The organism is Gryllotalpicola daejeonensis, assembly GCF_039538145.1.
Classification (GTDB): domain Bacteria; phylum Actinomycetota; class Actinomycetes; order Actinomycetales; family Microbacteriaceae; genus Gryllotalpicola; species Gryllotalpicola daejeonensis.
Map to the genome: position 1 here is coordinate 272625 of NZ_BAABBV010000001.1, position 26739 is coordinate 299363.

The following is a 26739-nucleotide window of genomic DNA, read 5'->3' on the forward strand; positions in this document are numbered from 1 at the left end:
CGTGCACTTCCGCGGGCGACTCGAAGCTGACGCGCCCGATCCGGCGCTCGATCTCATCAAGAGGGTGAGACGGATGCCCGTGCCCGTGTTAGGCCTCGTGCCGCAACGCCACCTCGAGGATTGGGACGCGTTCGGCATCAATGCCGGCACACACAACGGTGTGCTCGACTCATGCGAGGTCTCGATCAGCTACACCCTGTGGCGGAACCCCGCCAACCTCGACGACCCGGCGAATTTCGCCGAGCTCGACGAGGAGCAGCGGGCGGACCTCGAACTCGAGGTGCCGTGGGAGCGGCCGCAGTGGCTGTTCGAGCGGGTTCGCCGGATGCGCTATCGGACGCTGTGGGAGTGCGTCAAGACCCACTGGGGTGCGGAGCCGCACGAGTATGACTCGGTTGAGGCTCGGCTCGTCTCGCATGTGAACCACATCCTGGAGAATCGCTTTCGCGCGACGCGGGTACGCGGCAAGCTGCCGGGCGACCTCGACAGCCCCGTCGACGAACGCCACGTTGAGCACGGGATCGCGCTGCTCGTGAACGGCTACGAACGCGAGGGCGCCCGCATCGATACCGACCCCGACGTCTACGGCGTCGGTGTGGTGCTCGACAACGGTTCGTCCGTCACCGCGGTGCTGCCCCGCGACGAGCTGCGCTTCATCGAGCTCGCCTTTGCGACGCGGCGACTCTGACTGTCGCGCAGTTTTCCTCCGCATGCGACATTGTCACGCTGAGAGGAAAACGAGTCAGGAGTAGTCGAGTACCAGCGACGCGCGCGACTTCGGGTCGCACCGCTCGAGGTAGATGCGCTGCCCCTCGACATAGCGGCGGATCGACGGGTGGCCTGGGTCGTCGGCTGACCCATCGCGCTCGGCCATGCGCGCGACGGAGGTCTCGAACGGCACGTCGAGGAAGACGGACCAGTCCCACAGCCGGTACAGCTCGTCACGGTGCGCGAAGATGCCCTCGACGACGACCACCCCGCCGACGGGGACGTCAACAGACGCCGGATCGATGTACTCGTTCCGCGTGAGGTCGGTCGCGGCAGGCTGGATGCGGCGCGTGCCGTCGCGCAACGGGCGGATCACCCGCTCGACGAACGCGCCGTAGTCGTAGCTGTCGAGGAAGAATCCCTCGGGTGAATCGCGACCGAGTCGGTAGCGGACCTCTCGCAGGTTGTGGAAGTCATCGAGATGCACGATTTGTACGAATTGGGTCCGCGCAAGAAGCGCACCCCTGAGCGTCGCGGCGAACGTCGTCTTCCCGCTGCCGTCGACGCCGTCGACCGCGATCAGCGCGACCCGGTCGGGCGCGAGCGGCACCTGCGCGGCGACCGCGGCCGCGGCATCCGCCACCGCTCGCATCATCAGGCTTGCTCGCCGGCCTCACGCCGCAGCACGTCAAGCGGCAGCCACACCCAGAGGCAGATGATGAGCACCGCAGCAATGCCCGCCGCGATGATGCCGGCCGTCAGCGAGATCACGAAGTAGAACAGGAACAGCGCCACGCCGACGATCAGCAGCGCGATCGAGATCAACGTCACCCGCAGGATGCGGTTGCCGATCAGCACGGCCTCCCTCTTGGCGTGGTGCTGGAACAGCCAGCGGTGCAGCGACACCGGCGCGAGCGCGAGCAGCGTCGAGGTGCAGGCGAGCCCGACCAGGATCAGGTAGATCACGACACCGAGGGTCGGCAGCTGCGTGAAGCGCTGCTGGAACGCGAGTGCGAGCAGGAAGCCCGTCAGGATCTGGTTGCCGGTCTGGGTGACGCGAAGCTCCTGCAGGATGTCCTGCCAGTTGCGGTCGTAGCGCTGGGCGTCCGATTCGCCGGGGCGGTTCAGACTGTCGGGGCGGGCGTCCTCGCTCATGAGGCGAGGCTAGCGAAGCACCTCAACCAAAAGCACCCACGCATTCACCGCGGCGACCATGACGCCGATCACGAAGGCGACCGGCAGCCAATACAGGCCGCCGCCCGCCTGCACGATGATTGAGATGCCGGCGACGAGCAGCACGACGAAGAACGCCGTCGCCATGACCAGCCGCGATGCGCCACCCTTCTGCCGGGAGCGGGCAGAGCGGGCCGTGACGATCATGCGCAGCGGCGAGATCGCACTGGCGGCGGCGGCGAGCAGCACGAACGTGCCGAGCACCCACGGCGCGATCTCGGGCGCGAGCCCGACCATGCTGATCACGAGCGCAAGCAGCAGCGCGACGAGGGCTTCGATGGCACGCCCCGTGAGGAACCGGCCGCCCTCCTCCTTCTCGGCGGCAAAGATCTCGCGCAGGTTCACGCTCACCGCCACGAAGATCAGGCCGCTGAGGGCGGCAACGCCGCCGGCCGAGCCGATGAAGAACTCGTGCCAGGCATCGGGCTCATAGGCAGGCATCGTGTACGGGTTCCTTCCGTCGGGTTGACGAAAGAGTAGCGGCTACGCGTGCCCGAGCCGCTTCCGCAGCAGCTGGATGCGCGCCTCGAGCTGCGTCATCGACGCCTTCGCCACCGGTGGGCCGCCGCAGATGCGCCGCAGTTCGGCGTGGACCAGCCCGTGCGGCTGATCCTTCGACTTGGCGTACAGCCCGACCAGCGAGTTCAGCAGCGAGCGCTGCTCTTTGAGCGTGCGGTAGAGGGGCAGCGGCTTCGCGGGCGAGGGCTCGGCGTCGGGCGGCGGTGCGGGCCGCGACGCCGCGCGCCGCGACTGCCGAGCCTGGCGGGTCATCAAGAGTTCGTGCACCTGCTCGGGTTCCAAGAGGCCGGGGATGCCGATGAAGTCCAGCTCCTCGTCCGTCTCGGGCTCTGCGTAGCCGCCGTAGTCCTCGCCGTTGAAGACGACGCGGTCGAAGGCTGCGTGCGAGCCGAGCGCCTGATACGAGAATTCGCCCTCCAAGGCATCCGACGCCTTGTCGTCCTTCTCGGCCGCCTGCATCATCGCGTCTTCGGGGTTGTAGAGGTCGCCTTCCTCCGCGGACATGTCGCGGTCGAGGGCGTGGTCGCGCTCGAGCTCGAGTGCCCCTGCGAGCGCCATCAGCGGCTCGACGTCGGGCAGGAACACCGAGGCGGTCTCGCCGCGGCGCCTGGCGCGCACGAAGCGGCCGATCGCCTGCGCGAAGAACAACGGCGTCGACGAGTTGGTGGCGTACACGCCGACCGCGAGCCGTGGCACGTCGACGCCCTCAGACACCATGCGCACAGCGACCATCCATTTCGAATCGGATGCCGCGAAGGCGCTGATGCGGTCAGAAGCCTCTTTCTCGTCCGACAGCACGACGGTGGTCTTCTCACCCGTCATCTTGTCGAGGATCGCGGCATACGCCCGCGCCTGCTCCTTGTCGGTCGCGATGACCAGCCCGCCCGCGTCGGGAATCTGCTGCCGCACCTCGTCGAGGCGGCGCGTGGCTGCTGAGAACACGGCGGGAATCCAGTCGCCTTCCGGGTCGAGCGCCGTGCGCCACGCCTGCGACGTCACGTCTTTCGTGTTGCCCTCGCCGAGGCGCGCCTCCATCTCTTCCCCGGCGCGGGTGCGCCAGCGCATGTGCCCGGCGTAGACCATGAAGAGCACCGGGCGCACGACGCCGTCTGCGAGCGCGCGCCCGTAGCCGTAGTTGTAGTCGGTGAGCGAGGTGCGGATGCCTTTGGAGTCGGGCAGATAGGTGACGAACGGAATCGGCGCGGTGTCGCTGCGGAACGGCGTTCCCGTCAGCGACAGCCGCCGGGTGGCGCGCTCGAACGCCTCGCGCACGGCGTCACCCCACGAGAGCGCGTCGCCGCCGTGGTGCACCTCGTCGAGGATCACGAGCGTCCGCGCGTCTTCGACGATCTCTTTGTGCACGGATGCCTTCGCGGCGACCTGCGCGTAGGTGACGGCAATGCCGCGATAGTGGCGGGCGACCCGCCTGTGCGCGTTCTTGAACTCTGCGTCGAGGTGGATGCCGACGCGCGCGGCCGCCTCTGCCCATTGGCGCTTCAGGTGATCGGTCGGCGCGACGACGACGATACGGTCGACGGTGCGGCGCCCGAGCAGCTCGGTCGCGAGCCGCAGAGCGAAGGTCGTCTTCCCTGCGCCCGGCGTCGCTGAGGCGAGGAAGTCGCGCGGCTCTGTGCGGAAGTACTCGTCGAGTGCTTCCTGCTGCCAGGCGCGCAGGCGGGTGGCGGTTCCCCACGGGGCGCGAGCGGGGAACGCCGGCGACAGGTGCTCTGCGGCGAAGGTTCCCGGGGTGTGCGAGGCGGATTCGCGGTGGCTCTCGGGTTCGCCTGAGCGATCGTCGGGGAGCTGGAGGATGGCCGAATCAGACATGCGGATGCGATGCTAACAAGAGGCACCGACACCCCCGGGCGTGTCCTCGCGGGCGCGTCGGTGGCCGCACGGATCGCGCACACGGTGGCAAAATGGTTTATATGCCCGAACTATCTACTTTCACCCGATACGTGGCGCTCGGCGACAGCTTCACCGAGGGCCTGGGCGACCCCTACCCCGACGCCGCCGACGGGTTCCGCGGCTGGGCGGACCGCGTCGCCGAGGTGCTGTCGGCGCAGACATCAGATTTCGCCTATGCGAACCTCGCCGTGCGCGGCAAGCTGGTGCGCCAGATCCTCGCCGACCAGGTCGAGCCCGCGGTTGCGCTGCAGCCCGACCTCATCACGATCTCGGCCGGCGGCAACGATGTGATCCGCCCCGGCACCGACCCCGACGAGATCGCCGGCATCTTCGAGCAGGCCATCGCGCGTCTCTCGACAACAGGGGCGACGATCGTCGTGTTCACGGGCGTCGACGTCGGCTGGTCGGGCACCTTCAAGGCGATCCGCGGCAAGGTCGCGATCTACAACGAGGACGTTCGTGCAGTCGCCGCGAAGTACGGCTGCCTCGTGGCCGACCAGTGGTCCCTCAGGGAGATCCAGGACCCGCGGATGTGGTCGATCGACCGCCTGCACATGTCGCCGCTGGGCCACCAGGCCGTGGCCCGCATGGTGCTGCGCACCCTCGACGTGCCGAACGACCTGCCCGTGCTCGAGCCGGCACCCGTGCCGCCGCGCACCTGGCGCGAGGCCCGGGCGCAGGACCTGCAGTGGGCGAAGGAGTACGCATGGCCGTGGGTCGTGCGCCGCATCAAGCACGTCTCGAGCGGTGACGGGCTGCCGCCGAAGCGTCCGTCGCTCGCGCCGCTCGCCCCGCTCGCGCAGTCCGAGGCGGCAGCCGGTGCCGCGGCCGTCGACGAGCGCGGCTAGAACGCGACCTTCCCGAGCACCGCGCGCTCCCAGTCGAGCACGGGGCGCCACTGGAACAGCACCGCGGGGTGCGTGAAGCGCCAGCCGATGCTGGGCTCCGTGAGCTCGCCGTCGGTGCGCAGGTCGGCGACGACCTTCTTGTCGCCGTAGCTGAAGGTGACCGTGCCGGCGATCTCGTGAGCGGCCGCAGCGGCCAGCTTGCTCGCCGAGACCTTCACCGTGACCGAGCTCGCCGAGTAGATCTCGACGCTCGGCTGCGTGGCCGCGACGAGATTCACCGTCGACCCCCACGGCGTCGTGTACGTTCCGTAGACCGTCTTCCCGGCATCCGTGAGATCGACCTCATGGAACGCAGCCTCGTAGCTCGCGAGCAGCTTGGGAACGCCGGTCCACAGCGCGGTGTAAGTCGGCTGGCCCAGCATCACACCGATCAGCGTGCGGCTCGTGCCGTTGATGTCGACCTTTGCCGCGAACAGCAGGCAGTGCCCCGCCTGCTTCGTGTAGCCGGTCTTGACGCCCTCGATGCCGTGCGTGCCGATCAGCGGGTCGGTGTTCGCGATCTTTCCGACCGGGCTCGGCATGGTGGCCGACGTCGTGTTCACGATCTTCGCGAGCACGGGGTTCGAGATCGCGAGCTCGCCGATGCCCACGAGGTCGGTCATGTTGCTCACGCTGCCCGGGTCGTACCCCGATGGGTCGGTCAGGTGCGTGTGGGTGAAGCCGTTCTTCGCGAGCCACGAGTTCGCCGCCTTCACAAAGGCGCCCTGCGAGCCGTAGGACCATTGGGCGAGCGAGCGCGCGTAGTTGTTCGCGCTCTTCAGCATCATGACGGTGATCGCCTGCGTGAGGGTCAGCTTCTCCCCCGCGGCGACAGGTGCCCACGAGCCGTCCTCCGTCCACACCTGGTTCAGCAGGTCGACGTCCTTCTGCGTGAAGGTGATCGTCGGCCCCTGCTCGCCGCTGGTGAGCGGGTACTTCTGCAGCAGCACGAGAGCGGTGATCGTCTTCGTCATGCTCGCAATCGGCACGCTGGAGTCGCTTCCGCTGCTGCCGAGCAGCCCCGGCTGGCCGACGAGGCCGACCGCGGCGCCGCCCTGCGCCGGCCACGCGGGCGCGACGGGCGCGGTCTCGACCGTCTTGACGGCGTCAGCGGGCACGACGGCCGCCGTGGCGGGCAACGGATGCGTGAACGCGACACCCGAGTAGGCGATCAGTCCCACGAGCACCGCGGCCACGACCGACACGCTGATCCACAGGCCGCGGCGTCCCCGGGGTTTCCTCGGGGTCTCGGATTGCGCCGGCTTCGCAGTCTGCGCTTCGGGCGCGTCGTCGGCCTCGATCACGTCGTCGAAGTCGGTCGCGGAGTTCACCAGGCGATATTAGGCCGTGCCATCAGGGAATCCGCTCGACGGCTCAGAGCGTGACGGGTCACACGCGCAGCGCCCACAGCGCCACCGCGCTCGCCGACGCAGTTTTCATTGCTGTGGGCGCAGCGCCCACAGCGCTACCGCGCTTGCTGAGGCTACATTCAGCGAGTCCACCCCGTGCAGCATCGGGATCGTCACGATGGTGTCTGCGGCGGCCAGTGCGCGGCGCCCGAGACCGTCGCCCTCTGCACCCATGACGATCGCGACGCGCTCGGGCGCGTCGGCGGCGAAGCGGTCGAGCGTGACGGCGTCGTCGGCGAGGGCGAGCGCGGCGATGTGGAATCCGCTGTCGTGCAAGAGCTCTGCGGCGCCGTCCTTCCACTCCGGCAGGCGCGTCCACGGCACCTGCAGCACCGTCCCCATCGAGACGCGCACGCTGCGGCGGTACAGCGGGTCCGCGCAGGTGGGCGTGACGAGCACGGCGTCGGCGCCGAGACCGGCGACCGAGCGGAAGATCGCGCCGACATTGGTGTGATCGACCAGCCCGTCGAGGATGACGACGCGGCGGGCATCCTTGACCACCTCGGGCACCGACGGAAGGACAGGCCGGTGCATGCTCGCGAGCGCACCTCGGTGCAGGTGGTAGCCGGTGAGCTGCTCGAGCAGCGGCGCCTCTCCCACGAAGACGGGCACGTCGGGGAATCCCGAAAGCAGCGGCGCGACGTCATCGAGCCACTGCTCCTGCACGAGTACAGAGCGCGGGCGGTGCCCTGCCTCCAGCGCCCGCGCGATGACCTTCGTCGACTCGGCGAGGTACAGGCCGCCCGCCGGCTCGGTGACGCGGCGCAGTGCGACATCGGTGAGTCTCGAGTAGTCGGCGAGGGCGGGGTCATCGAGGTCGTCGATGCGGCGGACATCCATATGAAACATCTTGCCCGTACGCTTTTCTTGAACGGCTGAGGAGGTGCGCATGCTTGAGGCTCAGGCGACCGACGCCCTGCTCGACGCCGCGGTCGACGCGCTCGCGGGCCGCACGATCACTGCGCTGACGGGTGCCGGGGTCAGCACCGACTCGGGAATCCCGGACTACCGCGGCGCAGGCGCACCGAAGCGCACGCCGATGACCATCGAGCAGTTCCTCGCCTCGCCGCGCGCCCGCCAGCGCTACTGGGCCGGCTCGCACCTTGGCTACGGCCTGTTCAACGCCGCGCAGCCGAACGCCGGCCACCGCGCGCTCGCCGACCTCGAGGCCCGCGGCATCGTCGCCGGCGTCGTCACCCAGAACGTCGACGGGCTGCACGTGCGCGCCGGCTCGCGCAGGGTCGTGCCGCTGCACGGCGCGATGGACCGCGTCGTGTGCCTCGCCTGCGGCCAGGTGTTCGCCCGCCCCGACATCGCGGCCCGCATCGACGCGGCGAACCCGTGGCTCGCGAGGCCGGAGGCCGTCACCATCAACCCTGACGGCGACGCAGAGGTCGCCGACGTCGACGACTTCGTGGTGCCCGACTGCACGGTCTGCGGCGGTCCGCTCAAGCCCGACGTGGTCTTCTTCGGCGAATTCGTGCCCGTCGACCGCTTCGACGAGGCGAAGGCGCTCATCGCCTCGTCCGACGCGCTGCTCGTCGCCGGCTCGTCGCTCGTCGTGAACACCGGCATCCGCCTGATCGAGCAGGCCAGGCGCCGGCGACTGCCGATCGTCGTGATCAACCGCGGCGAGACCAAGGGCGACGCTCGCGCCACCGTCAAGATCGACGGTGGGGCATCCGAATATCTTTCAGCGCTCGCTGACAGGCTCGGCTGAGCTTCGCGTGCCGCGCGCCTGACAGACTGGGTGTGTGACCCGGATCTCGCTCGTGCGCCATGGCCAGACCGACTGGAATCGCGACGGCCGCATCCAGGGCCGCAGCGACATCCCGCTCAACGACACGGGGCGCGAGCAGGCGCACGAGACGGGTCGCGCGCTGCGTGTCCGCCGCTTCGACGGCGTCTACGCGTCGCCGCTCGTGCGCGCATTCGAGACCGCCGAGATCATCGCCGGTGAGCTGGGGATGCCTGAGCCGGTGGCTGTTCCGGGGCTGGAAGAGCGCAGCTACGGGCGCGCAGAGGGCATGACCGGCCCCGAGATCCGTGCCGCCTTCGGCGACAACCGCGCCGACGTTCCCGAGTGGGAGGACGACGCGTCCGTCCTCGCTCGCGTTCTCGAGGCGCTTGCGGGGCTCGCCGCGCACCATGAGGGCGAGCGGATTCTCGTCGTCGTGCACGGCGGGGTGATCGGCGCCGTCGCCCGTCACCTCACCGACGGCGCCCGACCGGCGAAGGGCGAGGCGATCGGCAACGCCTCCGTCCACGACCTCGAGGTCGTCGACGGCGAGCTGCGCCTCGTCAACTTCAACGTCGCCGCGACCGATCTCGCCGAGCTGGAGGACCTGGCGGACCTCACCGAGCTCGACGTCGACGTCGAGGTCTGACGTGCGTGGCTGACGTTATTCAGTTCGCGAACGCCTCGACCGTCGAGGTCTCGTGGAACTCCGGACTCACGACCGAGTGACCGGCCGCGACGGCGACCACCGCAGGCGGGACATCGACCGACGTGACGACTCCGTCCGGTCCCCGATAGAAGGCGGGAAGCGCCTGCGCGGCGATCACTCGCCCGGAGGCGAGGTCGAGCGTGAGCAGCCGGAATGCTCCGGGCTTGGCGCGATAGCTGGTCGACGCCGGCGGGATCTTGGCGGCCGCCGCGGTCGGCTCGACAAGGTGGAGTCGACCGTTCTCGGCAACGGCGCCGATCGGTCCGAGAGTGTCGCGATCGGGAACGGCCGGCGGGGTCCGCGTCCACGTCGGTTTCCCCGAGGTCTCGTCGTAGCACGCGACCCTCGAGCTCGAGACTCCGCACAGGTCCCCAGCGCCCGCGAAGACACCGACATCGTCGGTGAGCCCGTCCGCGTGCCACATCGGTCTGCCGGTTGCACCAGACAGCGCAAACAGGGAGTACGCACTCGCTCCGTCGGAGACGACCAGACCGAAGACGGCGGTGGTGCCGGCGGCCGCGGACTGGTACTCGACGGACCGCCCGGCCGGCACCTGCCACGTCCAGCGCACCTTCCCGGTCGCCGGGTCGAGCAAGACGACGCGCGGCGCACTGCCGCAGGGGTACAGCACCAGAGGAGCTGGGGCGTCCGCCAGCAGCTGGGCTGACGGGTGAATATCCGACAGCTCCTGAGACTCGGCGCAGCCGCTCGGCGGAATCGTCTCCCACTTCCGGTCACCCCGCGAGGCATCCAGCCCGACCACTGTGCCGTCTGCTTTGGCGACGATCGCGGTGCCCCCGGCGATCATCGCCGGAACTCGTTGACCGTCGTTCCCCACCTTCATCGACCAGAGCCGATCCCCCGTGTGCGCGTCGAGGCCGACGACCTGCTCCGTCACAGGCACAACCGCGGCAGGAGCCTGGCCGTGGTCGTGGCCGGTGGCGGCGATCACGACGTCGCTCGATGCGACAGCGCCCATCACGAGCGCTCCGGCCTTCCACGTCCAGCCCGGTGCCCCGGTAGTCGCGCTCACCTCGTTGAGGCATCCACCGCTCCTGCTGAACAGCCGATCGCCACCGGACGCCTCGACCGAACCGACGGTTCCCGACCACGCCGGCCGTTCCGCCGGGCCCGCCGTTAGGTCGCTGGAGAGTTTTGTCTTCGAGGTCGCCGGCCGGGTGCAGGCGGTGCTGTCGAGCTGATGCCCCGACGTTTCGCATGCCGAGAGGCACACGCTCGCGGCAACCAACACCGCTGCCACGCTTGCCCGCACGCCGAACCTCGACACGATGGCCAGGCTATGACCTCATGACCGCCTGCAGCACGTCGTAGAGCGCCTTCGCCGAGGCCGCCCAGTTGAACTTTTGGGCCTGCGCGATTCCTGCGCGGCTTGCGGCCCGCCAGGCATCCGGCGATTCAAACGAGCGGATGCCGCGCGCGACGTCCTCGGGGGAAGCGGGGTCGACGAACACGGCCGCCTCTCCCCCGACCTCGTGGAAGATCTTGATGTCGCTCGCGACGACCGGCGTGCCGAGCCGCATGGCCTCGATCACGGGAATGCCGAAGCCCTCGTCCCACGACGTGGTCACCAGTGCGTGGGCACCGAGCAGCGCGGTCTCGTACTCGGCATCGCTCGCGCCGTCGTGGAAGACCAGCGCGGCGCCGGGGGCGAGGTCGGCGAGCCGCTCGCGCTCGGCATCCGTCACCGGGCTCATCAGGTGCAGCTCGTAGCCGGCGCCGAGAATCGGCATCGCACTGACGAGCGCGTCGATGTTCTTGTACGGTACGAACTGGCCCATGTGCACCAGGCGACGCTGCTCGCCGACCGGCGGCTCGCGGTGCCCCGATGCCTCGAGCGCGGCGGGCGACGGGTCTGCTGCCGCGTTGTGTACGACGTAGACCGGCCGGCGGGTGAGGCGGTGCTCGGCGATCAGGTCTGCCGTGGTCTGCGAGACCGACACCACCGCGTCGCCGCCGTTCAGCAGCATCCGCTGCGGCCACCACGCCAGGTGATAGAGCCGCCACGCGATCTTGACGTACCAGGGCATCGAGCGCGGTGGCGTGCGGTGGCGGTAGTAGATGAGGTCGTGCACGGTCAGCACGAGCTTGTACTTCCGCCCGCGCGAGCCCATCGTCTGCATCGGTGTGAACACCACGTCGGGGTGCAGCCGGTTGACCTCGCGGGCGCGCCACGGCTCGCCCGGCCCGGTCTGCGAGCTGATCTTGTGCCAGGGCAGCTCCGGCAGGTTCGCGAGCTGTGCCTCGTCGCTGATCAGCAGCTCGACCGGCGTCAGCTTCGCGAGCTCGCGCACCAGCTCGGCGCTGTAACGGCTGATGCCGTCGTGCCGCCCCGTGCGCACGTAGCGGCAGTCGAACAGCACCTTCACGACAGCCGACCGGCGTGGCTCGTGAGGAACGATTCGATGAGCGCGGCGGCCTCCGCCGGCTTCTCGTAATGGATGAGGTGCCCGACCCCGTCGATGACCTCGAGCGTGCCGTCGGGCAGCAGCTCGGCGAGGCGCCGCTCAGCCGCGACGGGCGTGATCTGGTCCTGCGCGGCGGCCACCAGCAGCACGGGCAGGTCGAGCCGTGCGGCGTACTCGCTGACGTCGTGCGAGACGGAGGCGCGGAACGCCTCGAGCAACGAGCCGCGGTCGGCGAAGCTCGAGAAGTACGCGTCGTGCTGCCCGTGGATCCACCGCCGCAGCTCCGGGTCGCGCGTCGTCGCCATGGCGATGCTCATCGCGCGCACGATCGCGGGGTTGCGCAGCAGCCCGTTGCCGGCGCGAGCAGGCAGAGCCCGCGCGAGCCAGTAGTAGAAGACCGCGGCCCCCGTGCCGATCGCCTTGGGGCCCTTGAGCGCGGGCGCACCGATCGGATTGATGAGAACCGCGAGGGATGCCTCGACCTGGCCTTCTGCGAGGGCGGCGGCCACCACGATCGAGCCGAACGAGTGGCCGAGCAGGGCGACCGGTCGGCCAGGCGCGACCGCGCGGGTGAACTCCCCCAGCCAGCGCGCGTAGCCGTCGATGTCGTGGAAGCGATCGGTGAAGGCATCCGATGCCCCGAATCCGGGAAGGTCCGGCGCGATCACGTGACGTCCGTGCAGGCGATCGACGACGGGCTCGAGGCCATGGTGGTCGCCGCGGAAGCCATGCACGGCGATGATCGTCGGCTCGTGCTCGGCCGTCGCCGCGTCGGCGGGGGCACCATATTCGACCCAGCGGGTCACGCCCCCCGGCAGCTCGATCTCGTGCATCACACTCAGGCTACCGAGCGTCGCATCCGGCCGGTGTCAGAGGTCGCTTCTAACCTGTAGGCATGAGCGGATGGCATGAGGAACTGGGCGTCTTCGACCTGGAGACGACGGGTGTCGACACCGAGACGGCGCGCATCGTCACGGCGCACGTGGGCGTGATCAACGAGCAGGGCATCACGGTCTCTCGGCAGGACTGGGTGATCGACCCCATGGTCGAGATCCCCGATGGTGCGGCCGCCGTTCACGGCTACACGACCGAGCGCGTGCGCCTCGAGGGAATGGACGCGGCGACGGGTGTCGCCGAGATCGTCGCCGCGCTGCGGGTGCTGTTCGAGCGGGGCATCCCCGTCGTGGCCTACAACGCCCCCTACGACTTCACCGTGCTCAACCGCGAGGCCAAGCGTCACGGCATCACGCCGCTCGAGAACCCGCTGCCCATCATCGACCCGCTTGTGATCGACAAGGCCGTCGACCGCTACCGCAAGGGCAAGCGCACGCTCGAGATCACCGCGCAGCACTACGGCGTCGACCTGGGCGACGACGCGCATGACGCCGGCTACGACGCCATCGCCGCCGGTCGCGTCGCCCAGGCGATCGCCGTGAAGTTCGCCGCAGAGCTCAAGATGACGGCGGCCGAGCTGCACGCGCAGCAGGTCGACTGGTACCGCCAGCAGGAAGAGAGCTACGCCGAGTTCCGCCGGAACAAGCTCGGCGACCTCAACTTCGTCGCGACGGGCACCTGGCCGGAACGCTTCTGACGCGCTAGACCCAAGGCATGAGTGCTCTCATGCTGATCAACAAGCTGACGGTGAAGCCGGGTAAGCGCGACGAGGTCACCGCGATCCTGCTGGAATCCGGGAAGGCCTTCGATGGCATCGACGGCTGTGTCATGTCGCTCGTGACGCACGACGCCGACGATGCCGACGTCCTCTGGGTGCAAGACGTCTGGGCGGATGAAGCCGCTCACGAGGCGGCAATGGCCGAGCCGCAGATGCGCGAGTACGTGCAGAAGTGCGTGCCGCTGCTCTCCGGGATGCCTGAGCAGCACCGCGTGCTCGCGGTCGGGGGTAAAACGCCGAAAGGCCTCGGGCTGTAACCCGAGGCCTTTCGTGAAGCGTGAGCGGCTGCTTACTTGCTGCCGCCGAAGCCCTTGAAGCGCTGGTTGAACTTCTCGACGCGACCGGCCGAGTCCATGATGCGCTGCTTGCCGGTGTAGAACGGGTGCGACTCCGAGGAGATCTCGACGTCGATGACGGGGTAGGTGTTGCCGTCTTCCCACTCGATGGTCTTGTCGCTGTTCACGGTCGAACGCGTGAGGAACGTCGCGCCCGAAGCCAGGTCGCGGAAGACCACCGGGGCGTAGTTCGGGTGGATGTCAGCCTTCATAAGTCAGTGCCTTTGAAACAGTCGAATGGATTTGGTGTGAAATCGTCGGCCCGGCTCGGCGCTGGGATCAGCACTCATGCGCGAACGCAGAGGGGCCAAACACCGATTCTATCAGGTCGGCGGAGTGCTTACGACTTCGCGCGAGCCGTGAACCGGCCCTCGCTCTCGGCGACCTCGACCGCGACGCCGAAGGCCGACGACAGCGTCTCAGAGGTCAGGGTCTCGGCGATGGTACCCGCGGCGGCGACCTTGCCCTTCGCCAGCACGATCGCGTGAGTGAAGCCCACGGGGATCTCCTCAACGTGGTGGGTCACCATGATGATCGCCGGTGCCGAGGGCGAGCTGGCGTAGCCGCCGAGCAGCTGCACGAGCTCTTCACGGGCGCCGAGGTCGAGCGATGCCGCCGGCTCGTCGAGCAGCAGCAGCTCGGGGTCTGCCATGACCGAGCGGGCGATCTGCACGCGCTTCTGCTCGCCGTCAGAGAGCTCGCCGAACTTGCGGTCGGAGAGGTGGTCGACCTTCCACTCGGAGAGCACCCGGTGCGCCCGGCGCTCGTCGATGTCCTCGTACTCTTCCTTCCACCGCGCGGTGATGCCGTACGCGGCGGTGAGCACGATGTCGAGCACGGTCTCGCCGTACGGCAGCCGACGCGAGAGCGAGCTCGAGGCGAAGCCGATGTGGGGCCGCAGCTCGGCGGGGTCGATCTCGGCGGTGTTCTCGTCGAGCAGCGTCACGGTGCCCGAGGTGGGCGCGAGCTGCGCAGCGGCGAGCTGCAGCAGCGTGGTCTTGCCTGCGCCGTTCGGCCCGAGGACGATCCAGCGCTGATCGCTCGTCACCGTCCAGTCGACGCCCTCGAGGATGGTGTTTCCGGAGCGCTCGACTGCGGCGGACTGCATGCTGACGACGGTGCTCGACATGGCATCAACCCTATCGGCAGATCAGAGGAGGGATTCGTAAACCGCGACCGTCTGCTGGGCGATGGAAGACCACGAGAAGGCATCCCTCGCCCTCTCATACCCGGCCTCCCCCATGGCCTGCGCCCGCGCCGGGTCGGCGACCACCTCGGTGAGCGCCGCGGCGAGGTCGGCGACGAAGCGCTCGGGGTCGAGCGGAGTGCCGGTGCCGTCCTGCGCCTGGTCGATCGGCACGAGCCGGCCCGTCACGCCGTCGACGACGACCTCGGGGATGCCGCCGGTGGCGGTGCCGACCACGGGAAGACGGCACGCCATCGCCTCGAGGTTCACGATTCCGAGCGGCTCGTACACCGAGGGGCACACGAAGACGGTCGATGCCGACAGCACGGCGGTGAGCTGATCGCGCGGCAGGATCTGCTCGATCCACACCACTCCCGAGCGCTCGGCCTGCAGCTCGGCCACGAGCCCCTGCACCTCGGCCATGATCTCGGGCGTGTCCGGCGCGCCGGCGCACAGCACCAGCTGCACGTCTGCCGGCAGCGACTTCGCCGCGCGCAGCAGATAGGGCAGGCCCTTCTGGCGCGTGATGCGGCCGACGAACACGACCGCGGGGCGGTCGGGGTCGATTCCGAGCGCGCGGGCCACGTCGCGGTCAGGGTTGGGCTTCCACGCCGACAGGTCGATGCCGTTGTAGACCACGTGCGTCTTGGCCGGGTCGATGTCGGGGTACGAGCGCAGGATGTCGCGCCGCATGCCCTCAGAGACCGCGATCACAGCATCCGCCGCCTCATATGCGGTCTTCTCGATCCAGCTGGAAACCCGGTAGCCGCCGCCCAGCTGCTCGGCTTTCCACGGGCGCAGCGGCTCGAGGCTGTGGGCGGTCACGACGTGCGGGACGCCGTGCAGCAGCTTCGCAATGTGGCCTGCGCCGTTCGCGTACCAGGTGTGCGAGTGCACGAGATCGGCGCCCTGCGCCGCCTGCGCCATCTGCAGGTCGACGCCCAGCGTGGTGATCGTGGGGTTGGCGGATGCCAGCTCGACGGGCACTCCGTAAGAGAAAACCCCCGCCTCATCACGCGGCGCGCCGAAGGCGTGAACGCGCACCTCCGTATGGGCGCGCAGCGCTTTGACGAGCTCGGCGACGTGAACCCCCGCGCCTCCGTAAACCTCGGGCGGATACTCACGTGTCAAGAGGTCGACTCGCATGGTCATGACGCTAGTACAGGCAGGTCTAGCCAACTAATGTCGGTTCCATGAGGGCGGGTAGGAAGATCTTCGGGGTGGTTCTGGCCGGCGGCGAGGGAAAGCGCCTGATGCCGCTGACTGCGGACCGCGCGAAGCCCGCCGTTCCGTTCGGCGGCCAATACCGCCTGATCGACTTCGCCCTCTCGAACCTCGTGAACTCCGATCTGCGGCAGATGGTCGTGCTGACGCAGTACAAGTCGCACTCGCTCGACCGGCACATCTCTCAGACCTGGCGCCTGCCGCAGCTGCTCAACTCCTACGTCTCGTCGGTGCCCGCTCAGCAGCGTCTCGGAAAGCGGTGGTTCTCGGGCTCGGCCGACGCGATCCTGCAGAACCTCAACCTGCTCAACGACGCAAAGCCCGACATCGTCGTCGTGGTCGGCGCGGACCACGTCTATCGCATGGACTTCGCGCAGATGATCGAGGCGCACGTGGCCTCAGGCGCGCGGGCGACCGTCGCCGCGATCCGCCAGCCGATCTCTCTCGCCAACCAGTTCGGCGTCATCGAGGTCGACGGCAAGCACCCCGACAAGATCGGCGCGTTCCGCGAGAAGCCCTCCGACCCGGTCGGCCTGCCCGACTCGCCGCACGAGGTGTTCGCCTCGATGGGCAACTATGTATTCGACGTCGACGCGCTGATCGAGGCCGTCGAGAGCGACGCCGAGCGCCCGGAGTCGAACCACGACATGGGCGGCGACATCGTGCCTTACTTCGTCGAGCGCGGCGAAGCCGGCGTCTACGACTTCAAAGACAATGAGGTTCCCGGCTCGACCGACCGCGACCGTGCGTACTGGCGCGACGTGGGAACGATCGAGTCGTTCTTCGAGGCCCACCAGGACCTGATCTCGGCACTGCCCGTCTTCAACCTGTACAACCGCGAGTGGCCGATCTACTCGCAGGAGCTCAACTCGCCGCCCGCCAAGGTCGTGCGTGACGCCCGCGGCTCGATCGGCGCGACGATCGACTCGATCGTGTCGCTCGGCTCGGTGATCTCGGGCGCGCACGTCGAGCGCAGCGTGCTCGGGCCGTGGACCCTGATCGACTCCGGTGCGAACATCACGGACACGGTGGCGTTCGACCGGGTCACCATCGGTCCTGACGCGCACGTGCGCCGTGCCATCCTTGACAAAGATGTCGTCATCGAAGAGGGGGCCGAGGTCGGCATCGACCTCGCGCGCGACCGTGCGCGCGGGTTCACCGTCACCGAGTCCGGCCTGGTCGTGGTCGGAAAGGGAGTCCGCGTCGTTCCATGAGTCCGCTTGCCGCGCCGGCCGCTGTTCCGTTCCTGGTCGTCCTCGACGCGGATTCGACTCTTCTGCACGATGAGGTCATCGAGCTCATCGCCGACCACGCGGGCACGACAGAGCTCGTCGCCGACATCACGACGCGCGCGATGCGCGGCGAGCTCGATTTCGCGGACTCGTTGCGCGAGCGCGTGGCCACGCTGGGCGGGTTGTCGACGGATGCCTTCGCCGAGGTTCGTGCGCGTCTGACAGTCACCGCCGGGGTGCGCGAGCTGATCGACACCGTGCACGCGGCCGGCGGCAAGGTGGGGGTCGTCTCAGGCGGGTTCCACGAGGTGCTCGACCCGCTCGCCGCCGAGCTCGGGCTCGACTTCTGGCGCGCGAATCGCTTCGAGACCGAAGAGGCCGAGGGCGGGGGCCTGCGCCTGACCGGCCGCGTCGAGGGCGACATCGTCGACGCGCTGGCGAAGGCGAGCGCCCTCAAGGAGTGGGCGGACGCCGCAGGCATCCCCGAGTCGCGCACCGTCGCCGTCGGTGACGGAGCCAACGATCTCGAGATGATGGCGATCGCCGGGCTCGCGGTCGCTTTCAATGCCAAGCCGCGCGTGCGCGAGCAGGCGGACGTCATCGTGGACGTGCAGGATCTGTCGCAGATCCTGCCGCTGCTTGGCCTGCGAGGCTGACGCGCTTCAGTTCGACTGCGCCAGACGCTCACCGCGGCGCCCTGCGCGCCGACCTTGGGCGCAGCGCTGACCGTTCAGCGCAGGTGAGCGGCCGGCTAGTGGCCCATGCCGAGGCCGCCGTCGACCGGGATGACGGCGCCGGTGACATAGGCGGCGTCGTCTGAGGCGACCCAGGCGACGACCTTGGCGATCTCGGCGGCGGTGCCGTAGCGGCCGGCGGGGATCGCCTTCTTGTAGGCGGCGGTCTGCTCCTCGGGCAGCTCGGCCGTCATATCGGTCTCGATGAAGCCGGGGGCGACGACGTTCGCCGTGATGCCGCGGCTGCCGAGCTCGCGCGTGATGGAGCGGGCCATGCCGACGAGGCCGGCCTTCGACGCCGAGTAGTTCACCTGGCCGGGGTTGCCGTAGAGGCCGGAGACCGACGAGATGAACACGATGCGGCCGTGCTTGGCCTTGAGCATGCCCTTGAGCGCGCGCTTCGCGACGCGGAACGAGCCGCCGAGGTTGGTGTCGATGACGGCGTCGAAGTCCTCTTCGCTCATGCGCAGCATGAGCGTGTCGCGGGTGATGCCCGCGTTCGCGACGACGACCTCGACGGGGCCGAGGGCCGCCTCGACCTCGGCGAACGCGGCGTCGACGGCGGCGGCATCCGTCACATCGGCCCGCACCGTGAGCGTGCCTTCCGGCCCCTCGCCAGACCGGGCCGTGACAGCGACGCGGTGGCCCAGCGCCTGGAACTCCTGTGCGATGGCGTAACCGATCCCGCGGTTTCCGCCGGTGACGAGCACGGTACGAGGGGTGATTTCAGGCATACAGGAATCGTATGGCAGGCCCGGAAGTAGGCTTGACCGAAGGCCATGAAGAGCACCGCGCACACCATCACGTCGCTGCCGCCGTCCCCTGATCAGGAACGCCGCAAGCGGATGATCGAGTACGGCATCATGATGGGCATCCGCGTGCTGTGCGTGCTCGCGTGCATCTGGGTGCGCGGCTGGTGGCTGCTGATCCCCGCCCTCGGCGCGGTGTTCCTTCCCTATTTCGCCGTCGTCGTCGCGAACGCGACCCAGAGCGGCGCGCGAGGGAGCGTCGAGCGCCCGGGTGGGCTCGCCCGCCGCGAGGACGACCGGTGAGCCTGTTCGGCGAGCCGGGCGCTCGCGAATGCTCGCGCGCCGGCTGCCGCGAGGCGGCGCAGTGGCGGCTCGACTGGAGGAACCCGAAGATCCATACTGACGGCCGATACAAGACGTGGCTCGCGTGCGCCGAGCACCGCGATTTCCTCGAGGGATTCCTGAGCTCCCGCGGCTTCCCCGTGACGGTCTCGGCGCTCACGGCCGCTGACGCAGCCGAATCCGAGGTGGGCGCATGAGCACCCTGCGCAGCTGGACCTTCGTCTTCCATCGCCGCTGGCTGGCGTACTTCGCCGCCGCGGTGATCTTCGCGATCGCCTGCGCGTTCCTGTCCCGCTGGCAGCACGACCGCGGGCTGCAGGCGGTGGCCGCGAACGAGCTCGTCGCGCGGAACTTCGACTCGAAGCCGGTGCCGCTCGAGCAGGTGCTGCCCGGCACGCACGACTACTCCCCCGGCGACCAGTGGAAGCGCGTCACGGTCACGGGCACGTACCTGCCGTCTGAGCAGTACCTGGTGCGGAACCGGGCGAACGACTCGGGCCCAGGGCTCGAGGTGCTCACGCCGATGCGGCTCGCCGACGGCACCGTGTTCGTCGTCGACCGCGGGTGGGTGCCGTCGCCTGACAAGGGCGTGCTTCCGTCGCACGTCGCCGCGCCGCCGAGGGGCACAGTCACGGCGGTCGTGCGGCTGCAGGCATCCGAACCGCGCATCGCGTCGCAGAAGGTGCTCGGGAAGTCGCTCGGCACGATCGATCTGCCGACCTATGCCGGTCTCATCGGCGGCGACCTCTACGACCACGCCTACGGGCAGCTCGACTCCGAGACCCCCGCTGCGGCGCACGAGCTGACGCCGGTGGTCGCCGCTCCCCCGGTTGCCGACACGGGAATGCACTGGTCATACATGATCCAGTGGCTGATCTTCGCCGCCATCGGGTTCTTCGGACTCGGCTACGCCGTGCGCCTCGAGTACAAGAAGCGACTCGAGGGTGATCCGTCGTTCGTGCGTCGCGACACCGAGCGCGATCGCGCACGGGAGGCGCGCCGTGCCGCGCGTCGTGCCAAGTCGGATGCCGCGATTGAAGACGACCTTCTCGACGCGCAGGGTCGCTGAGCGGCCCCGACGGGCCCGGTGCAGCGCAGACTCAGCCCTGCAGCGCCGCCGCGAAGGGCAGCACGGCGCCCGCGCCCGCGTTCCTCAGCTCACGCGCGGCGACCGTGATCGACCAGCGGCTGTCGATGAGATCGTCGACGAGCAGCACCGGCGCACCGGTGGGCAGCGTGAGTCCGGACGCATCGAACCGGCCCCACACCGACGACAGGCGGAAGACGCTGTTGCCGCCCGGGCCGCCCGTTGGGCCGCCGTTGCTCAGGGCCAGCTCGCCGAGGTAGGGCAGGTGCCCGATCTCGGCGAGCCCGCGAGCCAGGCTCCCAGTGAACCGCGGCCGTCGGCGCGACGGCATCGAAACCACGGCCGCGGGCCGCTGCGCCCAGTCCCACTGCGCGAGCACCTGCACGCACGCGCCGATGACGTCGGGCGGGCACGGCACGTCGGGCCCGCCAGGCGCGAGCAGCTCGCGCAGCCGGCCGCCCCAGCCGAGGTCGCTGAGCCGGGCAAGGGCACGCCCGGGCTCGTACTGCTCGGCCGGCGCGATCTTTCCGCGCACCGGCACGCCGACGCTGTCGGCGCCGGTCGGCCAGAGCTTGCGCACCTCGACCTCGACGCCTGCGCGCCTGAGGGCCGCGCCGGCGACCTCGCGGGCGGATTCGGCCGTGGCGCTGGGGTACCACGGCCCGGCGCAGTTGTCGCAGCGGCCGCAGGGCCGCGCGTCGGCGTCGTCGAGCGCGAGCTGCAGATATTGCATGCGGCACTCGGACGTGCGCTCGTAGTCGAGCATGGAGCGCTGTTCGCCCTCGCGCGCGGCGGCCACGCGCCGATAGCGCTCGGCGTCGTAGCGCCACCGCTGGCCGGTTCCGACCCAGCCGCCCGGAACGCGCCGCACCGCCCCGTCGACGTCGAGAACCTTGAGAAGCAGCTCGAGTGCCGACTTCTTGAGGTCGACCTTGCTCTCGAGCACCTGCGTCGACTGCGGCTGGTCCGTCAAGGCATCGAGCAGCGCGAGCGCCTTCCGCTCGTCAGGCATCGATGCCGTCGCGAAGTAGTCCCAGATCGCCTGATCTTCTGCGCCCGGCAGCAGCAGGACGTCGGCGTTATCGGTCGCGCGACCGGCGCGGCCGACCTGCTGGTAGTAGGCGACGGGCGACGACGGCGCACCGAGGTGCACCACGAAGCCGAGGTCCGGCTTGTCGAACCCCATGCCGAGCGCGCTGGTCGCCACAAGCGCTTTGACCTCGTTGAGCTTGAGTCTCTGCTCGAGATCCTCCCGCTCGGCGGCATCCGTCTTGCCCGTGTATGCGTAGGTCTCGTGCCCGGCCTCACGCAGGATCCGGGCGACGTCTTCCGCCGCCGCGACCGTGAGCGTGTAGATGATGCCGCTGCCGGGCAGCTCGCCGAGGTTGGTGACGAGCCAGGCGAGTCTGGTCGCGGCATCCGGCAGGGTCAGCACGCCGAGCCTCAGCGAGGTACGCGCCAGCGGCCCGCGGATCGTGCGCACCCGGTCGCCCCCGAGCTGCTCGGCGACATCGGCGACCACGCGCTCGTTGGCCGTCGCGGTCGTGGCCAGCACGGGCACCCGCGCGGGCAGCGCGGCGACCAGCTCGCGCAGGCGGCGGTAGTCGGGCCGGAAGTCGTGGCCCCAGTCCGAGATGCAGTGCGCCTCATCGATGACGAGCAGGCCCGTGCGCTCGATGAGCGCGGGCAGCTGCCGGTCGCGGAAGTCGGGGTTGTTGAGCCGTTCCGGTGAGACGAGCAGCACGTCGACGGTGTCGTCACGCAGCCGCGCGGTGATCTCCTCCCACTCGTGCCGGTTGGCCGAGTTGATCGCGAGCGCCCGCACCCCGGCGCGCGCCGCAGCCTCGACCTGGTCACGCATGAGCGACAGCAGCGGAGACACGAGCAGTGTCGGGCCGGCGCCCCGCTCGCGCAGCAGCATGGTCGAGACGAAGTACACCGCCGATTTTCCCCAGCCCGTGCGCTGCACGACGAGGGCACGCTGACTCTCGTCGACGAGCGCGGAGATCGCCTCGAACTGGCCGTCGTGGAAGTCTGCCTCGGGGCGCCCCACGAGGGCGCGCAGACAGGCCAGCGCCTCGGCGCGGGTCGAGGTCTCAGTCGAGGTCATCGTCATGGCTCGCATCCTGTCGGTGACCACCGACATTCGTTTCGAGACGCGCGCTCCGCAAGCTTCGCGAGCTCCTCAACGACCGAGGGTCACGCGCGCTCCGCAAGCTTCGCGAGCTTCTCAACGACCGTGGGTCACGCGCGCTCCGCAAGCTTCGCGAGCTTCTCAACGACCGTGGGTCACGCGCGCTCCGCAAGCTTCGCGCGCTCCTCAACGACCGTGGGTCACGCGCGCTCCGCACGCTTCGCGGGCTCCTCAACGACCGTGGGCGTTCACGCGAGTTCCACCAGGTCGACGTAGTCGGGGGTCCAGAGATCCTCGGTGCCCTCGGGCATGATCAGCACGCGCTCGGGGTTCAGCGCCTCGATCGCGCCGGGGTCGTGCGAGACGAGCACCACGGCGCCGCCGTAGTGCGCCAGCGCATCGAGGATCTCGGCCCGAGAGGCCGGGTCGAGATTGTTCGTCGGCTCGTCGAGAAGCAGCACGTTCGCCGACGACACGACGAGCATCGCAAGCGCGAGACGCGTCTTCTCACCGCCCGAGAGCACCCCGGCGGGCTTGTGCACGTCATCGCCGGAGAACAGGAACGAGCCCAGCACCTTGCGGGCGTCCGTCTCGGTCAGGTGAGGCGAGGCGGACACCATGTTCTGGAGCACAGAGCGGTGCACGTCGAGCGTCTCGTGCTCCTGCGCGTAGTAGCCGATTTTGAGCCCGTGCCCGGGCTCGAGCACGCCGGTGTCGGGCTGGTCGACGCCCGCGAGGATCCGCAGCAGCGTCGTCTTCCCGGCACCGTTGAGGCCGAGGATGACCACCTTCGAGCCGCGATCGATCGCGAGGTCGACAGCGGTGAAGATCTCGAGCGATCCGTAGGACTTGGACAGATCGGATGCCTTGAGCGGCGTCTTCCCGACGGGAGACGGCTCGGGGAACCGCAGCTTGGCCACGCGCTCGACCTGCCGCACCTCGTCCAGGCCGGAAAGGAGCCTCTCGGCGCGCGCCATCATCTGATGGGCGGCGGCGGCCTTGGTGGCCTTGGCCCCGAACTTCGCGGCCTGCAGCTGCAGCGCCGACGCCTTCTTCTCGGCGTTCGCGCGCTCCTTCTTGCGGCGCTCCTCGTCGGCGGCGCGCTGGGCGAGGTACTTCTTCCAGCCCATGTTGTAGATGTCGATCACGCCGCGGTTCGCGTCGAGGTAGAACACCTTGTTGACGGCCTCTTCGACGAGGACGACGTCATGCGAGATCACGATGAAGCCACCCTGGTAGCTCTTCAGGAACTCGCGCAGCCACACCACCGAGTCGGCGTCGAGGTGGTTCGTCGGCTCGTCGAGGATCATCGTCTCCGCGTCGGAGAACAGGATGCGCGCGAGCTCGATGCGGCGCCGCTGGCCGCCCGAGAGCGTCCCCAGCGCCTGGTCGAGGATGCGGTCGGGCAGGTTCAGGTTCGAGGCGATCGACGCAGCCTCCGCCTCTGCCGCGTAGCCGCCGAGCGCCTCGAAGCGCTCCTGCAGCGTGGCATAGCGGCGCATCGCCTTGTCGGCGACCGCGGGGTCGGCATCCGACATCTTCAGCGTCGCCTCGTGGATCTGCAGGTTCAGCGTGCCCAGCCCGCGCGCATCGAGGATGCGGGTGCGCGCGAGCATCTCGGGGTCGCCCGTGCGCGGGTCCTGCGGCAGGTAGCCGAGCTCACCCGAGCGCGTGACGTTGCCGTCGGTCGGCGGCAGGTCGCCGGCGAGCACCTTGGTGAGCGTCGTCTTCCCGGCGCCGTTGCGGCCGACGAGACCGATCTTGTCGCCCTTCTGAACACGGAAATCGACGCCCGACATAAGAGTGCGGGCGCCGACCCGGATCTCGAGGTTCGAGACCGCAAGCATCTAAGAGAACTCCACTAGATCGAGAAGCCGAGCGCGCGCATCATGTCGCGCCCGTCATCGGTGATGCGCTCGGGGCCCCACGGCGGCATCCACACCCAGTTGATGCGGAATCGCTCGACGACGCCGTCCAGCGCCTGACCGGTCTGCTCCTCGAGCACGTCGGTCAGCGGGCAGCCGGCGCTGGTCAGCGTCATCGAGATGATGAGCGCGTCGTTCTCGTCGTCCCACGCGAGGTCGTAGATGAGCCCCAGGTCGACGACGTTGACGCCGAGCTCGGGGTCCATGACGTCCTTGAGCGATTCGACGACCTGGTCGAACTTCTCAGGAGCGAGTGCGGTGGCCATGATCAGCTCGCATCGAGAGCTGCAGCATTTCCATTGCCGGCGCCGCCGGCAGTGGCTGATTCAGCGACGAGATAACGGTCGTAGCCCTCTTCCTCGAGGCGCTCGGCGAGGTCGGGGCCGCCCTCCTCCGCCACCTTGCCCGCGACGAACACGTGCACGAAGTCGGGCTTGATGTAGCGCAGGATGCGCGTGTAGTGCGTGATGAGCAGGATGCCGAGATCGGATGCCTGGTGCGCGCGGTTCACGCCCTCCGACACGATCTTGAGCGCGTCGACATCGAGGCCGGAGTCGGTCTCGTCGAGCACCGCGAAGCGCGGCTTCAGCAGCTCGAGCTGCAGGATCTCGTTGCGCTTCTTCTCACCGCCCGAGAAGCCCTCGTTGACGTTGCGGGCCGCGAACGACGGGTCCATGCGCAGGTCGGTCATGGCCTGCTTGACGTCCTTCGTCCACTGGCGGATCGAGGGCGCCTCGCCGTCGATCGCCGTCTTCGCGGTGCGCAGGAAGTTGGTGTTGGTCACGCCGGGGATCTCGACGGGGTACTGCATCGCGAGGAACAGGCCCGCGCGAGCGCGCTCGTCGACACTCATGGCCAGCACGTCCTCGCCGTCGAGCGTGATCGTGCCGCCGGTGACGGTGTACTTCGGGTGGCCCGCGATCGTGTACGCGAGGGTCGACTTGCCGGAGCCGTTGGGGCCCATGACCGCGTGGATCTCGCCCGACTTCACGGTCAGGTCGACGCCGCGGAGGATCTGCTTGGTGCCCTGCTCGGTCTCGACCGTGGTCTGCAGGTCGCGGATCTCGAGAACAGACATGTTAGGCATTCACTTTCTTGCTGGTGGGGTCGATCAGCACATCGCCGTCGGCGATCTCGACCTCGAAGACGGGGACCGGCTCGTAGGCCGGCAGGTTGAGCGGCTTGCCGCTGGCGAGCGAGAACTGCGAGCCGTGCGCCCAGCACTCGAGCGTCTCGCCCTCGACGAAGCCCTCTGACAGCGAGATGTCGCCGTGGGTGCAGGTATCGCCGATCGCGTAGACGACGTCGTTCGCGTCGCGCACGAGGGCGATCGGGTTGCCTGCGACGACGACGCGCTTGGCCTGGTTGACGACGAGGTCGTCGAACTTGCAGACCTTGACGGATGCCATTACCGCGCTCCCCCGGAGACGGAGCTGCCCGCGGCGAGCTCTGCCTCGATGGCCGCGTTCAGGCGCTCCTCGAGCGAGGGGACACCGATCTGCTGCACGATCTCGACGAGGAATCCGCGCACGACGAGGCGACGCGCCTCGTCCTCGGTGATGCCGCGCGACTGCAGGTAGAACAGCTGCTCGTCGTCGAAGCGCCCGGTCGCGCTCGCGTGCCCCGCGCCGACGATGTCGCCGGTCTCGATCTCGAGGTTCGGCACGGAGTCCGCGCGGGTGCCCTCGGTGAGCACGAGGTTGCGGTTCTGCTCGTACGAGTCGGTGCCGACGGCGTCCGGCCCGATCAGCACGTCGCCGATCCAGACGGTGTGCGCGGCCTCGCCCTGCAGGGCGCCCTTGTAGGTGACGCGGCTCTTGCCGTCCGCCGCCTCGTGGAAGACGTAGACCTGGTGCTCGAGGTGCTGACCCGCGTCGGCGAAGTAGACGCCGAGCAGCTCGGTATCGGCACCGCGGCCGGCGAGCTTCGCCGAGGGGTTCAGGCGCACGATCTTGCCGCCGAGGGTGACGACGACGTGCTTCAGCTTGGCGTCCCGGCCGACGGTCGCGAAGTGCGCGGCGACGTGCTTCGAGGCATCCGTCCAGTCCTGCACCGTGACGAGCGTGAGGCTCGCGCCGTCGCCGACCACGATCTCGACGTTCTCGGTGAGCAGGGCGTCGCCCTTGTTCTCGAGCACGAGCGTCGCGTGCGTGTTCGGCGCCACCGACACGATCGTGTGCGCGGCGCGCGCGGAGGTGCCGAGGCCCGAGCGGGTGAGGGTCGCGTCGAAGCTCTCTTCGCCGCTCAGCTCGATCAGCAGTGCGCGGTCGAAGTGCGTCCACGCGTTCGCGCTGGCGCGGTCCTCGGGGAGGCCGGCCGAGCCCACGAGCGCGTGGTCGCGCGCCACCCATGAGGTGCGGATGCCGCGGCTGTTGGCGACCGCGAAGTTGTAGCTCGAGCCGTCGAGCGCGCCCTCGGTGAGCTCGGTGAGCTCGCCGACCGGCGTGTACTTCCACTGCGCCTCACGGCCGGTGACCGTCGCGAAGTCGGCGACGTTCGTCGAGGTGGGGCGCTCTGAACGGGTCTGCACCGGCACGCTGGGCAGCGCCGGGACCTCGGTCTCGGTGTATGTCGTGCTCACG

At 69.2% G+C, this 26739-nt stretch carries 30 protein-coding genes; 11 read left to right on the plus strand and 19 right to left on the minus strand.

Annotated features, from left to right (window positions below):
* Nucleotide 1: 1 nt before the first annotated feature.
* Entirely contained in the window at nt 2-688 is a 687-nt protein-coding gene (locus tag ABD736_RS01405) for a hypothetical protein (RefSeq protein ID WP_344789955.1), read from the plus strand.
* Nucleotides 689-742: 54 nt separating this feature from the next.
* On the opposite strand, the gene ABD736_RS01410 is transcribed toward ABD736_RS01405, so the two are convergent.
* From ABD736_RS01410 to ABD736_RS01425, 4 genes are read right to left on the minus strand one after another with little or no spacing between them, the layout of a single operon-like run.
* A complete protein-coding gene (locus ABD736_RS01410) occupies nt 743-1363 on the minus strand; it encodes a nucleoside/nucleotide kinase family protein (protein ID WP_344789956.1) in 621 nt (206 codons plus the stop codon).
* Entirely contained in the window at nt 1363-1863 is a 501-nt protein-coding gene (locus ABD736_RS01415) for a DUF6328 family protein (RefSeq protein ID WP_344789957.1), read from the minus strand. The genes ABD736_RS01410 and ABD736_RS01415 overlap by 1 nt, the downstream gene beginning before the upstream one ends.
* Nucleotides 1864-1872: 9 nt before the next feature.
* Nucleotides 1873-2382, minus strand: a complete 510-nt coding sequence (locus ABD736_RS01420) for a hypothetical protein (RefSeq protein ID WP_344789958.1) — start codon at nt 2380-2382, stop codon at nt 1873-1875.
* A 42-nt stretch (nt 2383-2424) separates the two neighbouring features.
* Entirely contained in the window at nt 2425-4287 is a 1863-nt protein-coding gene (locus ABD736_RS01425; RefSeq protein ID WP_344789959.1) for a DEAD/DEAH box helicase, read from the minus strand.
* Between the two features lie 101 nt (nt 4288-4388).
* On the opposite strand from ABD736_RS01425, the gene ABD736_RS01430 reads away from it, so the two are divergent.
* Nucleotides 4389-5216, plus strand: a complete 828-nt coding sequence (locus ABD736_RS01430) for an SGNH/GDSL hydrolase family protein (protein ID WP_344789960.1) — start codon at nt 4389-4391, stop codon at nt 5214-5216.
* Here ABD736_RS01430 and ABD736_RS01435 read toward each other — a convergent pair.
* Nucleotides 5213-6586, minus strand: coding sequence for a D-alanyl-D-alanine carboxypeptidase family protein (locus ABD736_RS01435; RefSeq protein ID WP_344789961.1), 1374 nt, complete (start codon nt 6584-6586; stop codon nt 5213-5215). The two genes, ABD736_RS01430 and ABD736_RS01435, sit on opposite strands and share 4 nt — an antisense overlap.
* Before the next feature lie 105 nt (nt 6587-6691).
* Entirely contained in the window at nt 6692-7504 is an 813-nt protein-coding gene (locus ABD736_RS01440) for a TrmH family RNA methyltransferase (RefSeq protein WP_344789962.1), read from the minus strand.
* A gap of 49 nt (nt 7505-7553) precedes the next feature.
* On the opposite strand from ABD736_RS01440, the gene ABD736_RS01445 reads away from it, so the two are divergent.
* Nucleotides 7554-8384 carry a Sir2 family NAD-dependent protein deacetylase gene (locus tag ABD736_RS01445; RefSeq protein ID WP_344789963.1) on the plus strand — a complete coding sequence of 277 codons (831 nt, stop codon included), beginning with the start codon at nt 7554-7556 and terminating at the stop codon, nt 8382-8384.
* Nucleotides 8385-8418: 34 nt separating this feature from the next.
* The gene (locus tag ABD736_RS01450) at nt 8419-9051 is read left to right on the plus strand and encodes a histidine phosphatase family protein (RefSeq protein WP_344789964.1); all 633 of its coding nucleotides are present in this window, start codon (nt 8419-8421) and stop codon (nt 9049-9051) included.
* Nucleotides 9052-9070: 19 nt separating this feature from the next.
* Here the strand turns inward: ABD736_RS01450 and ABD736_RS01455 are convergent, their stop codons facing one another.
* The 3 genes from ABD736_RS01455 to ABD736_RS01465 are packed head-to-tail and all read right to left on the minus strand — an operon-like array spanning nt 9071 to nt 12370.
* Nucleotides 9071-10399, minus strand: coding sequence for an outer membrane protein assembly factor BamB family protein (locus ABD736_RS01455; RefSeq protein ID WP_344789965.1), 1329 nt, complete (start codon nt 10397-10399; stop codon nt 9071-9073).
* A 10-nt stretch (nt 10400-10409) separates the two neighbouring features.
* Nucleotides 10410-11498 (minus strand): glycosyltransferase family 4 protein, encoded by a 1089-nt coding sequence (locus tag ABD736_RS01460; RefSeq protein ID WP_344789966.1) that lies wholly within the window; start codon nt 11496-11498, stop codon nt 10410-10412.
* Nucleotides 11495-12370 (minus strand): alpha/beta fold hydrolase, encoded by an 876-nt coding sequence (locus ABD736_RS01465; protein ID WP_344789967.1) that lies wholly within the window; start codon nt 12368-12370, stop codon nt 11495-11497. The genes ABD736_RS01460 and ABD736_RS01465 overlap by 4 nt, the downstream gene beginning before the upstream one ends.
* Nucleotides 12371-12432: 62 nt before the next feature.
* On the opposite strand from ABD736_RS01465, the gene ABD736_RS01470 reads away from it, so the two are divergent.
* Both ABD736_RS01470 and ABD736_RS01475 read left to right on the plus strand, forming a co-directional pair.
* Nucleotides 12433-13128, plus strand: coding sequence for a 3'-5' exonuclease (locus tag ABD736_RS01470; protein WP_344789968.1), 696 nt, complete (start codon nt 12433-12435; stop codon nt 13126-13128).
* A gap of 17 nt (nt 13129-13145) precedes the next feature.
* Complete coding sequence (locus ABD736_RS01475; protein ID WP_344789969.1) at nt 13146-13466, plus strand: putative quinol monooxygenase; 321 nt, start codon at nt 13146-13148, stop codon at nt 13464-13466.
* Between the two features lie 32 nt (nt 13467-13498).
* Here ABD736_RS01475 and ABD736_RS01480 read toward each other — a convergent pair whose 3' ends face one another.
* The 3 genes from ABD736_RS01480 to glgA all read right to left on the minus strand — a co-directional run bounded on the left by ABD736_RS01480 (nt 13499) and on the right by glgA (nt 15876).
* Nucleotides 13499-13756, minus strand: coding sequence for a type B 50S ribosomal protein L31 (locus ABD736_RS01480; RefSeq protein WP_344778006.1), 258 nt, complete (start codon nt 13754-13756; stop codon nt 13499-13501).
* Between the two features lie 128 nt (nt 13757-13884).
* Nucleotides 13885-14673, minus strand: coding sequence for an ABC transporter ATP-binding protein (locus ABD736_RS01485; protein WP_344789970.1), 789 nt, complete (start codon nt 14671-14673; stop codon nt 13885-13887).
* 21 nt (nt 14674-14694) lie between these two features.
* Entirely contained in the window at nt 14695-15876 is a 1182-nt protein-coding gene (glgA, locus tag ABD736_RS01490; protein WP_344789971.1) for a glycogen synthase, read from the minus strand.
* Nucleotides 15877-15923: 47 nt separating this feature from the next.
* Between glgA and glgC the strand changes: the two genes are divergently transcribed.
* Both glgC and serB read left to right on the plus strand, forming a co-directional pair.
* Nucleotides 15924-17168, plus strand: a complete 1245-nt coding sequence (gene glgC, locus ABD736_RS01495; RefSeq protein WP_344789972.1) for a glucose-1-phosphate adenylyltransferase — start codon at nt 15924-15926, stop codon at nt 17166-17168.
* On the plus strand, nt 17165-17842 hold the full coding sequence (gene serB, locus ABD736_RS01500) for a phosphoserine phosphatase SerB (RefSeq protein ID WP_344789973.1): 678 nt from the start codon (nt 17165-17167) through the stop codon (nt 17840-17842). Before glgC ends, serB begins: the two co-directional genes overlap by 4 nt.
* A 95-nt stretch (nt 17843-17937) precedes the next feature.
* Here serB and fabG read toward each other — a convergent pair whose 3' ends face one another.
* Entirely contained in the window at nt 17938-18654 is a 717-nt protein-coding gene (fabG, locus tag ABD736_RS01505) for a 3-oxoacyl-ACP reductase FabG (RefSeq protein WP_344789974.1), read from the minus strand.
* Nucleotides 18655-18699: 45 nt separating this feature from the next.
* Here fabG and ABD736_RS01510 point away from each other — a divergent pair, with 45 nt between their 5' ends.
* Genes ABD736_RS01510 through ABD736_RS01520 form a run of 3 tightly spaced genes read left to right on the plus strand, consistent with a single transcriptional unit; the run spans nt 18700 to nt 20080 of the window.
* Entirely contained in the window at nt 18700-18972 is a 273-nt protein-coding gene (locus ABD736_RS01510; RefSeq protein ID WP_344789975.1) for a DUF3099 domain-containing protein, read from the plus strand.
* Entirely contained in the window at nt 18969-19208 is a 240-nt protein-coding gene (locus tag ABD736_RS01515; protein ID WP_344789976.1) for a hypothetical protein, read from the plus strand. Before ABD736_RS01510 ends, ABD736_RS01515 begins: the two co-directional genes overlap by 4 nt.
* Nucleotides 19205-20080 (plus strand): SURF1 family cytochrome oxidase biogenesis protein, encoded by an 876-nt coding sequence (locus ABD736_RS01520; RefSeq protein ID WP_344789977.1) that lies wholly within the window; start codon nt 19205-19207, stop codon nt 20078-20080. Before ABD736_RS01515 ends, ABD736_RS01520 begins: the two co-directional genes overlap by 4 nt.
* A gap of 31 nt (nt 20081-20111) precedes the next feature.
* On the opposite strand, the gene ABD736_RS01525 is transcribed toward ABD736_RS01520, so the two are convergent.
* The 6 genes from ABD736_RS01525 to sufD form a co-directional block, all read right to left on the minus strand.
* Nucleotides 20112-22208 carry a RecQ family ATP-dependent DNA helicase gene (locus ABD736_RS01525; RefSeq protein WP_344792183.1) on the minus strand — a complete coding sequence of 699 codons (2097 nt, stop codon included), beginning with the start codon at nt 22206-22208 and terminating at the stop codon, nt 20112-20114.
* A 272-nt stretch (nt 22209-22480) separates the two neighbouring features.
* Nucleotides 22481-24079 carry an ABC-F family ATP-binding cassette domain-containing protein gene (locus ABD736_RS01530; RefSeq protein WP_344789978.1) on the minus strand — a complete coding sequence of 533 codons (1599 nt, stop codon included), beginning with the start codon at nt 24077-24079 and terminating at the stop codon, nt 22481-22483.
* A 14-nt stretch (nt 24080-24093) separates the two neighbouring features.
* A complete protein-coding gene (locus ABD736_RS01535) occupies nt 24094-24423 on the minus strand; it encodes a metal-sulfur cluster assembly factor (protein ID WP_344789979.1) in 330 nt (109 codons plus the stop codon).
* A 2-nt stretch (nt 24424-24425) separates the two neighbouring features.
* Nucleotides 24426-25235 carry a Fe-S cluster assembly ATPase SufC gene (sufC, locus tag ABD736_RS01540; protein WP_344789980.1) on the minus strand — a complete coding sequence of 270 codons (810 nt, stop codon included), beginning with the start codon at nt 25233-25235 and terminating at the stop codon, nt 24426-24428.
* A gap of 1 nt (nt 25236) precedes the next feature.
* Nucleotides 25237-25566 carry a non-heme iron oxygenase ferredoxin subunit gene (locus tag ABD736_RS01545; RefSeq protein WP_344789981.1) on the minus strand — a complete coding sequence of 110 codons (330 nt, stop codon included), beginning with the start codon at nt 25564-25566 and terminating at the stop codon, nt 25237-25239.
* Nucleotides 25566-26738 carry a Fe-S cluster assembly protein SufD gene (gene sufD, locus ABD736_RS01550; RefSeq protein ID WP_344789982.1) on the minus strand — a complete coding sequence of 391 codons (1173 nt, stop codon included), beginning with the start codon at nt 26736-26738 and terminating at the stop codon, nt 25566-25568. Before sufD ends, ABD736_RS01545 begins: the two co-directional genes overlap by 1 nt.
* Nucleotide 26739 lies beyond the last annotated feature (1 nt).

Coding starts and splice junctions, on each gene's coding strand:
- serB (WP_344789973.1), top strand. CDS start 17,165: ATGAGTCCGCTTGCCGCGCCGGCCGCTGTTCCGTTCCTGGTCGTCCTC.
- ABD736_RS01520 (WP_344789977.1), top strand. CDS start 19,205: ATGAGCACCCTGCGCAGCTGGACCTTCGTCTTCCATCGCCGCTGGCTG.
- ABD736_RS01410 (WP_344789956.1), bottom strand. CDS start 1,363: ATGATGCGAGCGGTGGCGGATGCCGCGGCCGCGGTCGCCGCGCAGGTG.
- ABD736_RS01415 (WP_344789957.1), bottom strand. CDS start 1,863: ATGAGCGAGGACGCCCGCCCCGACAGTCTGAACCGCCCCGGCGAATCG.
- ABD736_RS01475 (WP_344789969.1), top strand. CDS start 13,146: ATGAGTGCTCTCATGCTGATCAACAAGCTGACGGTGAAGCCGGGTAAG.
- ABD736_RS01440 (WP_344789962.1), bottom strand. CDS start 7,504: ATGGATGTCCGCCGCATCGACGACCTCGATGACCCCGCCCTCGCCGAC.
- ABD736_RS01425 (WP_344789959.1), bottom strand. CDS start 4,287: ATGTCTGATTCGGCCATCCTCCAGCTCCCCGACGATCGCTCAGGCGAA.
- fabG (WP_344789974.1), bottom strand. CDS start 18,654: ATGCCTGAAATCACCCCTCGTACCGTGCTCGTCACCGGCGGAAACCGC.
- sufC (WP_344789980.1), bottom strand. CDS start 25,235: ATGTCTGTTCTCGAGATCCGCGACCTGCAGACCACGGTCGAGACCGAG.
- glgC (WP_344789972.1), top strand. CDS start 15,924: ATGAGGGCGGGTAGGAAGATCTTCGGGGTGGTTCTGGCCGGCGGCGAG.
- ABD736_RS01445 (WP_344789963.1), top strand. CDS start 7,554: ATGCTTGAGGCTCAGGCGACCGACGCCCTGCTCGACGCCGCGGTCGAC.
- ABD736_RS01530 (WP_344789978.1), bottom strand. CDS start 24,079: ATGCTTGCGGTCTCGAACCTCGAGATCCGGGTCGGCGCCCGCACTCTT.
- ABD736_RS01420 (WP_344789958.1), bottom strand. CDS start 2,382: ATGCCTGCCTATGAGCCCGATGCCTGGCACGAGTTCTTCATCGGCTCG.
- ABD736_RS01510 (WP_344789975.1), top strand. CDS start 18,700: ATGAAGAGCACCGCGCACACCATCACGTCGCTGCCGCCGTCCCCTGAT.
- ABD736_RS01525 (WP_344792183.1), bottom strand. CDS start 22,208: ATGACCTCGACTGAGACCTCGACCCGCGCCGAGGCGCTGGCCTGTCTG.
- ABD736_RS01535 (WP_344789979.1), bottom strand. CDS start 24,423: ATGGCCACCGCACTCGCTCCTGAGAAGTTCGACCAGGTCGTCGAATCG.
- ABD736_RS01485 (WP_344789970.1), bottom strand. CDS start 14,673: ATGTCGAGCACCGTCGTCAGCATGCAGTCCGCCGCAGTCGAGCGCTCC.
- glgA (WP_344789971.1), bottom strand. CDS start 15,876: ATGCGAGTCGACCTCTTGACACGTGAGTATCCGCCCGAGGTTTACGGA.
- ABD736_RS01465 (WP_344789967.1), bottom strand. CDS start 12,370: ATGCACGAGATCGAGCTGCCGGGGGGCGTGACCCGCTGGGTCGAATAT.
- ABD736_RS01480 (WP_344778006.1), bottom strand. CDS start 13,756: ATGAAGGCTGACATCCACCCGAACTACGCCCCGGTGGTCTTCCGCGAC.
- ABD736_RS01430 (WP_344789960.1), top strand. CDS start 4,389: ATGCCCGAACTATCTACTTTCACCCGATACGTGGCGCTCGGCGACAGC.
- ABD736_RS01470 (WP_344789968.1), top strand. CDS start 12,433: ATGAGCGGATGGCATGAGGAACTGGGCGTCTTCGACCTGGAGACGACG.
- ABD736_RS01545 (WP_344789981.1), bottom strand. CDS start 25,566: ATGGCATCCGTCAAGGTCTGCAAGTTCGACGACCTCGTCGTCAACCAG.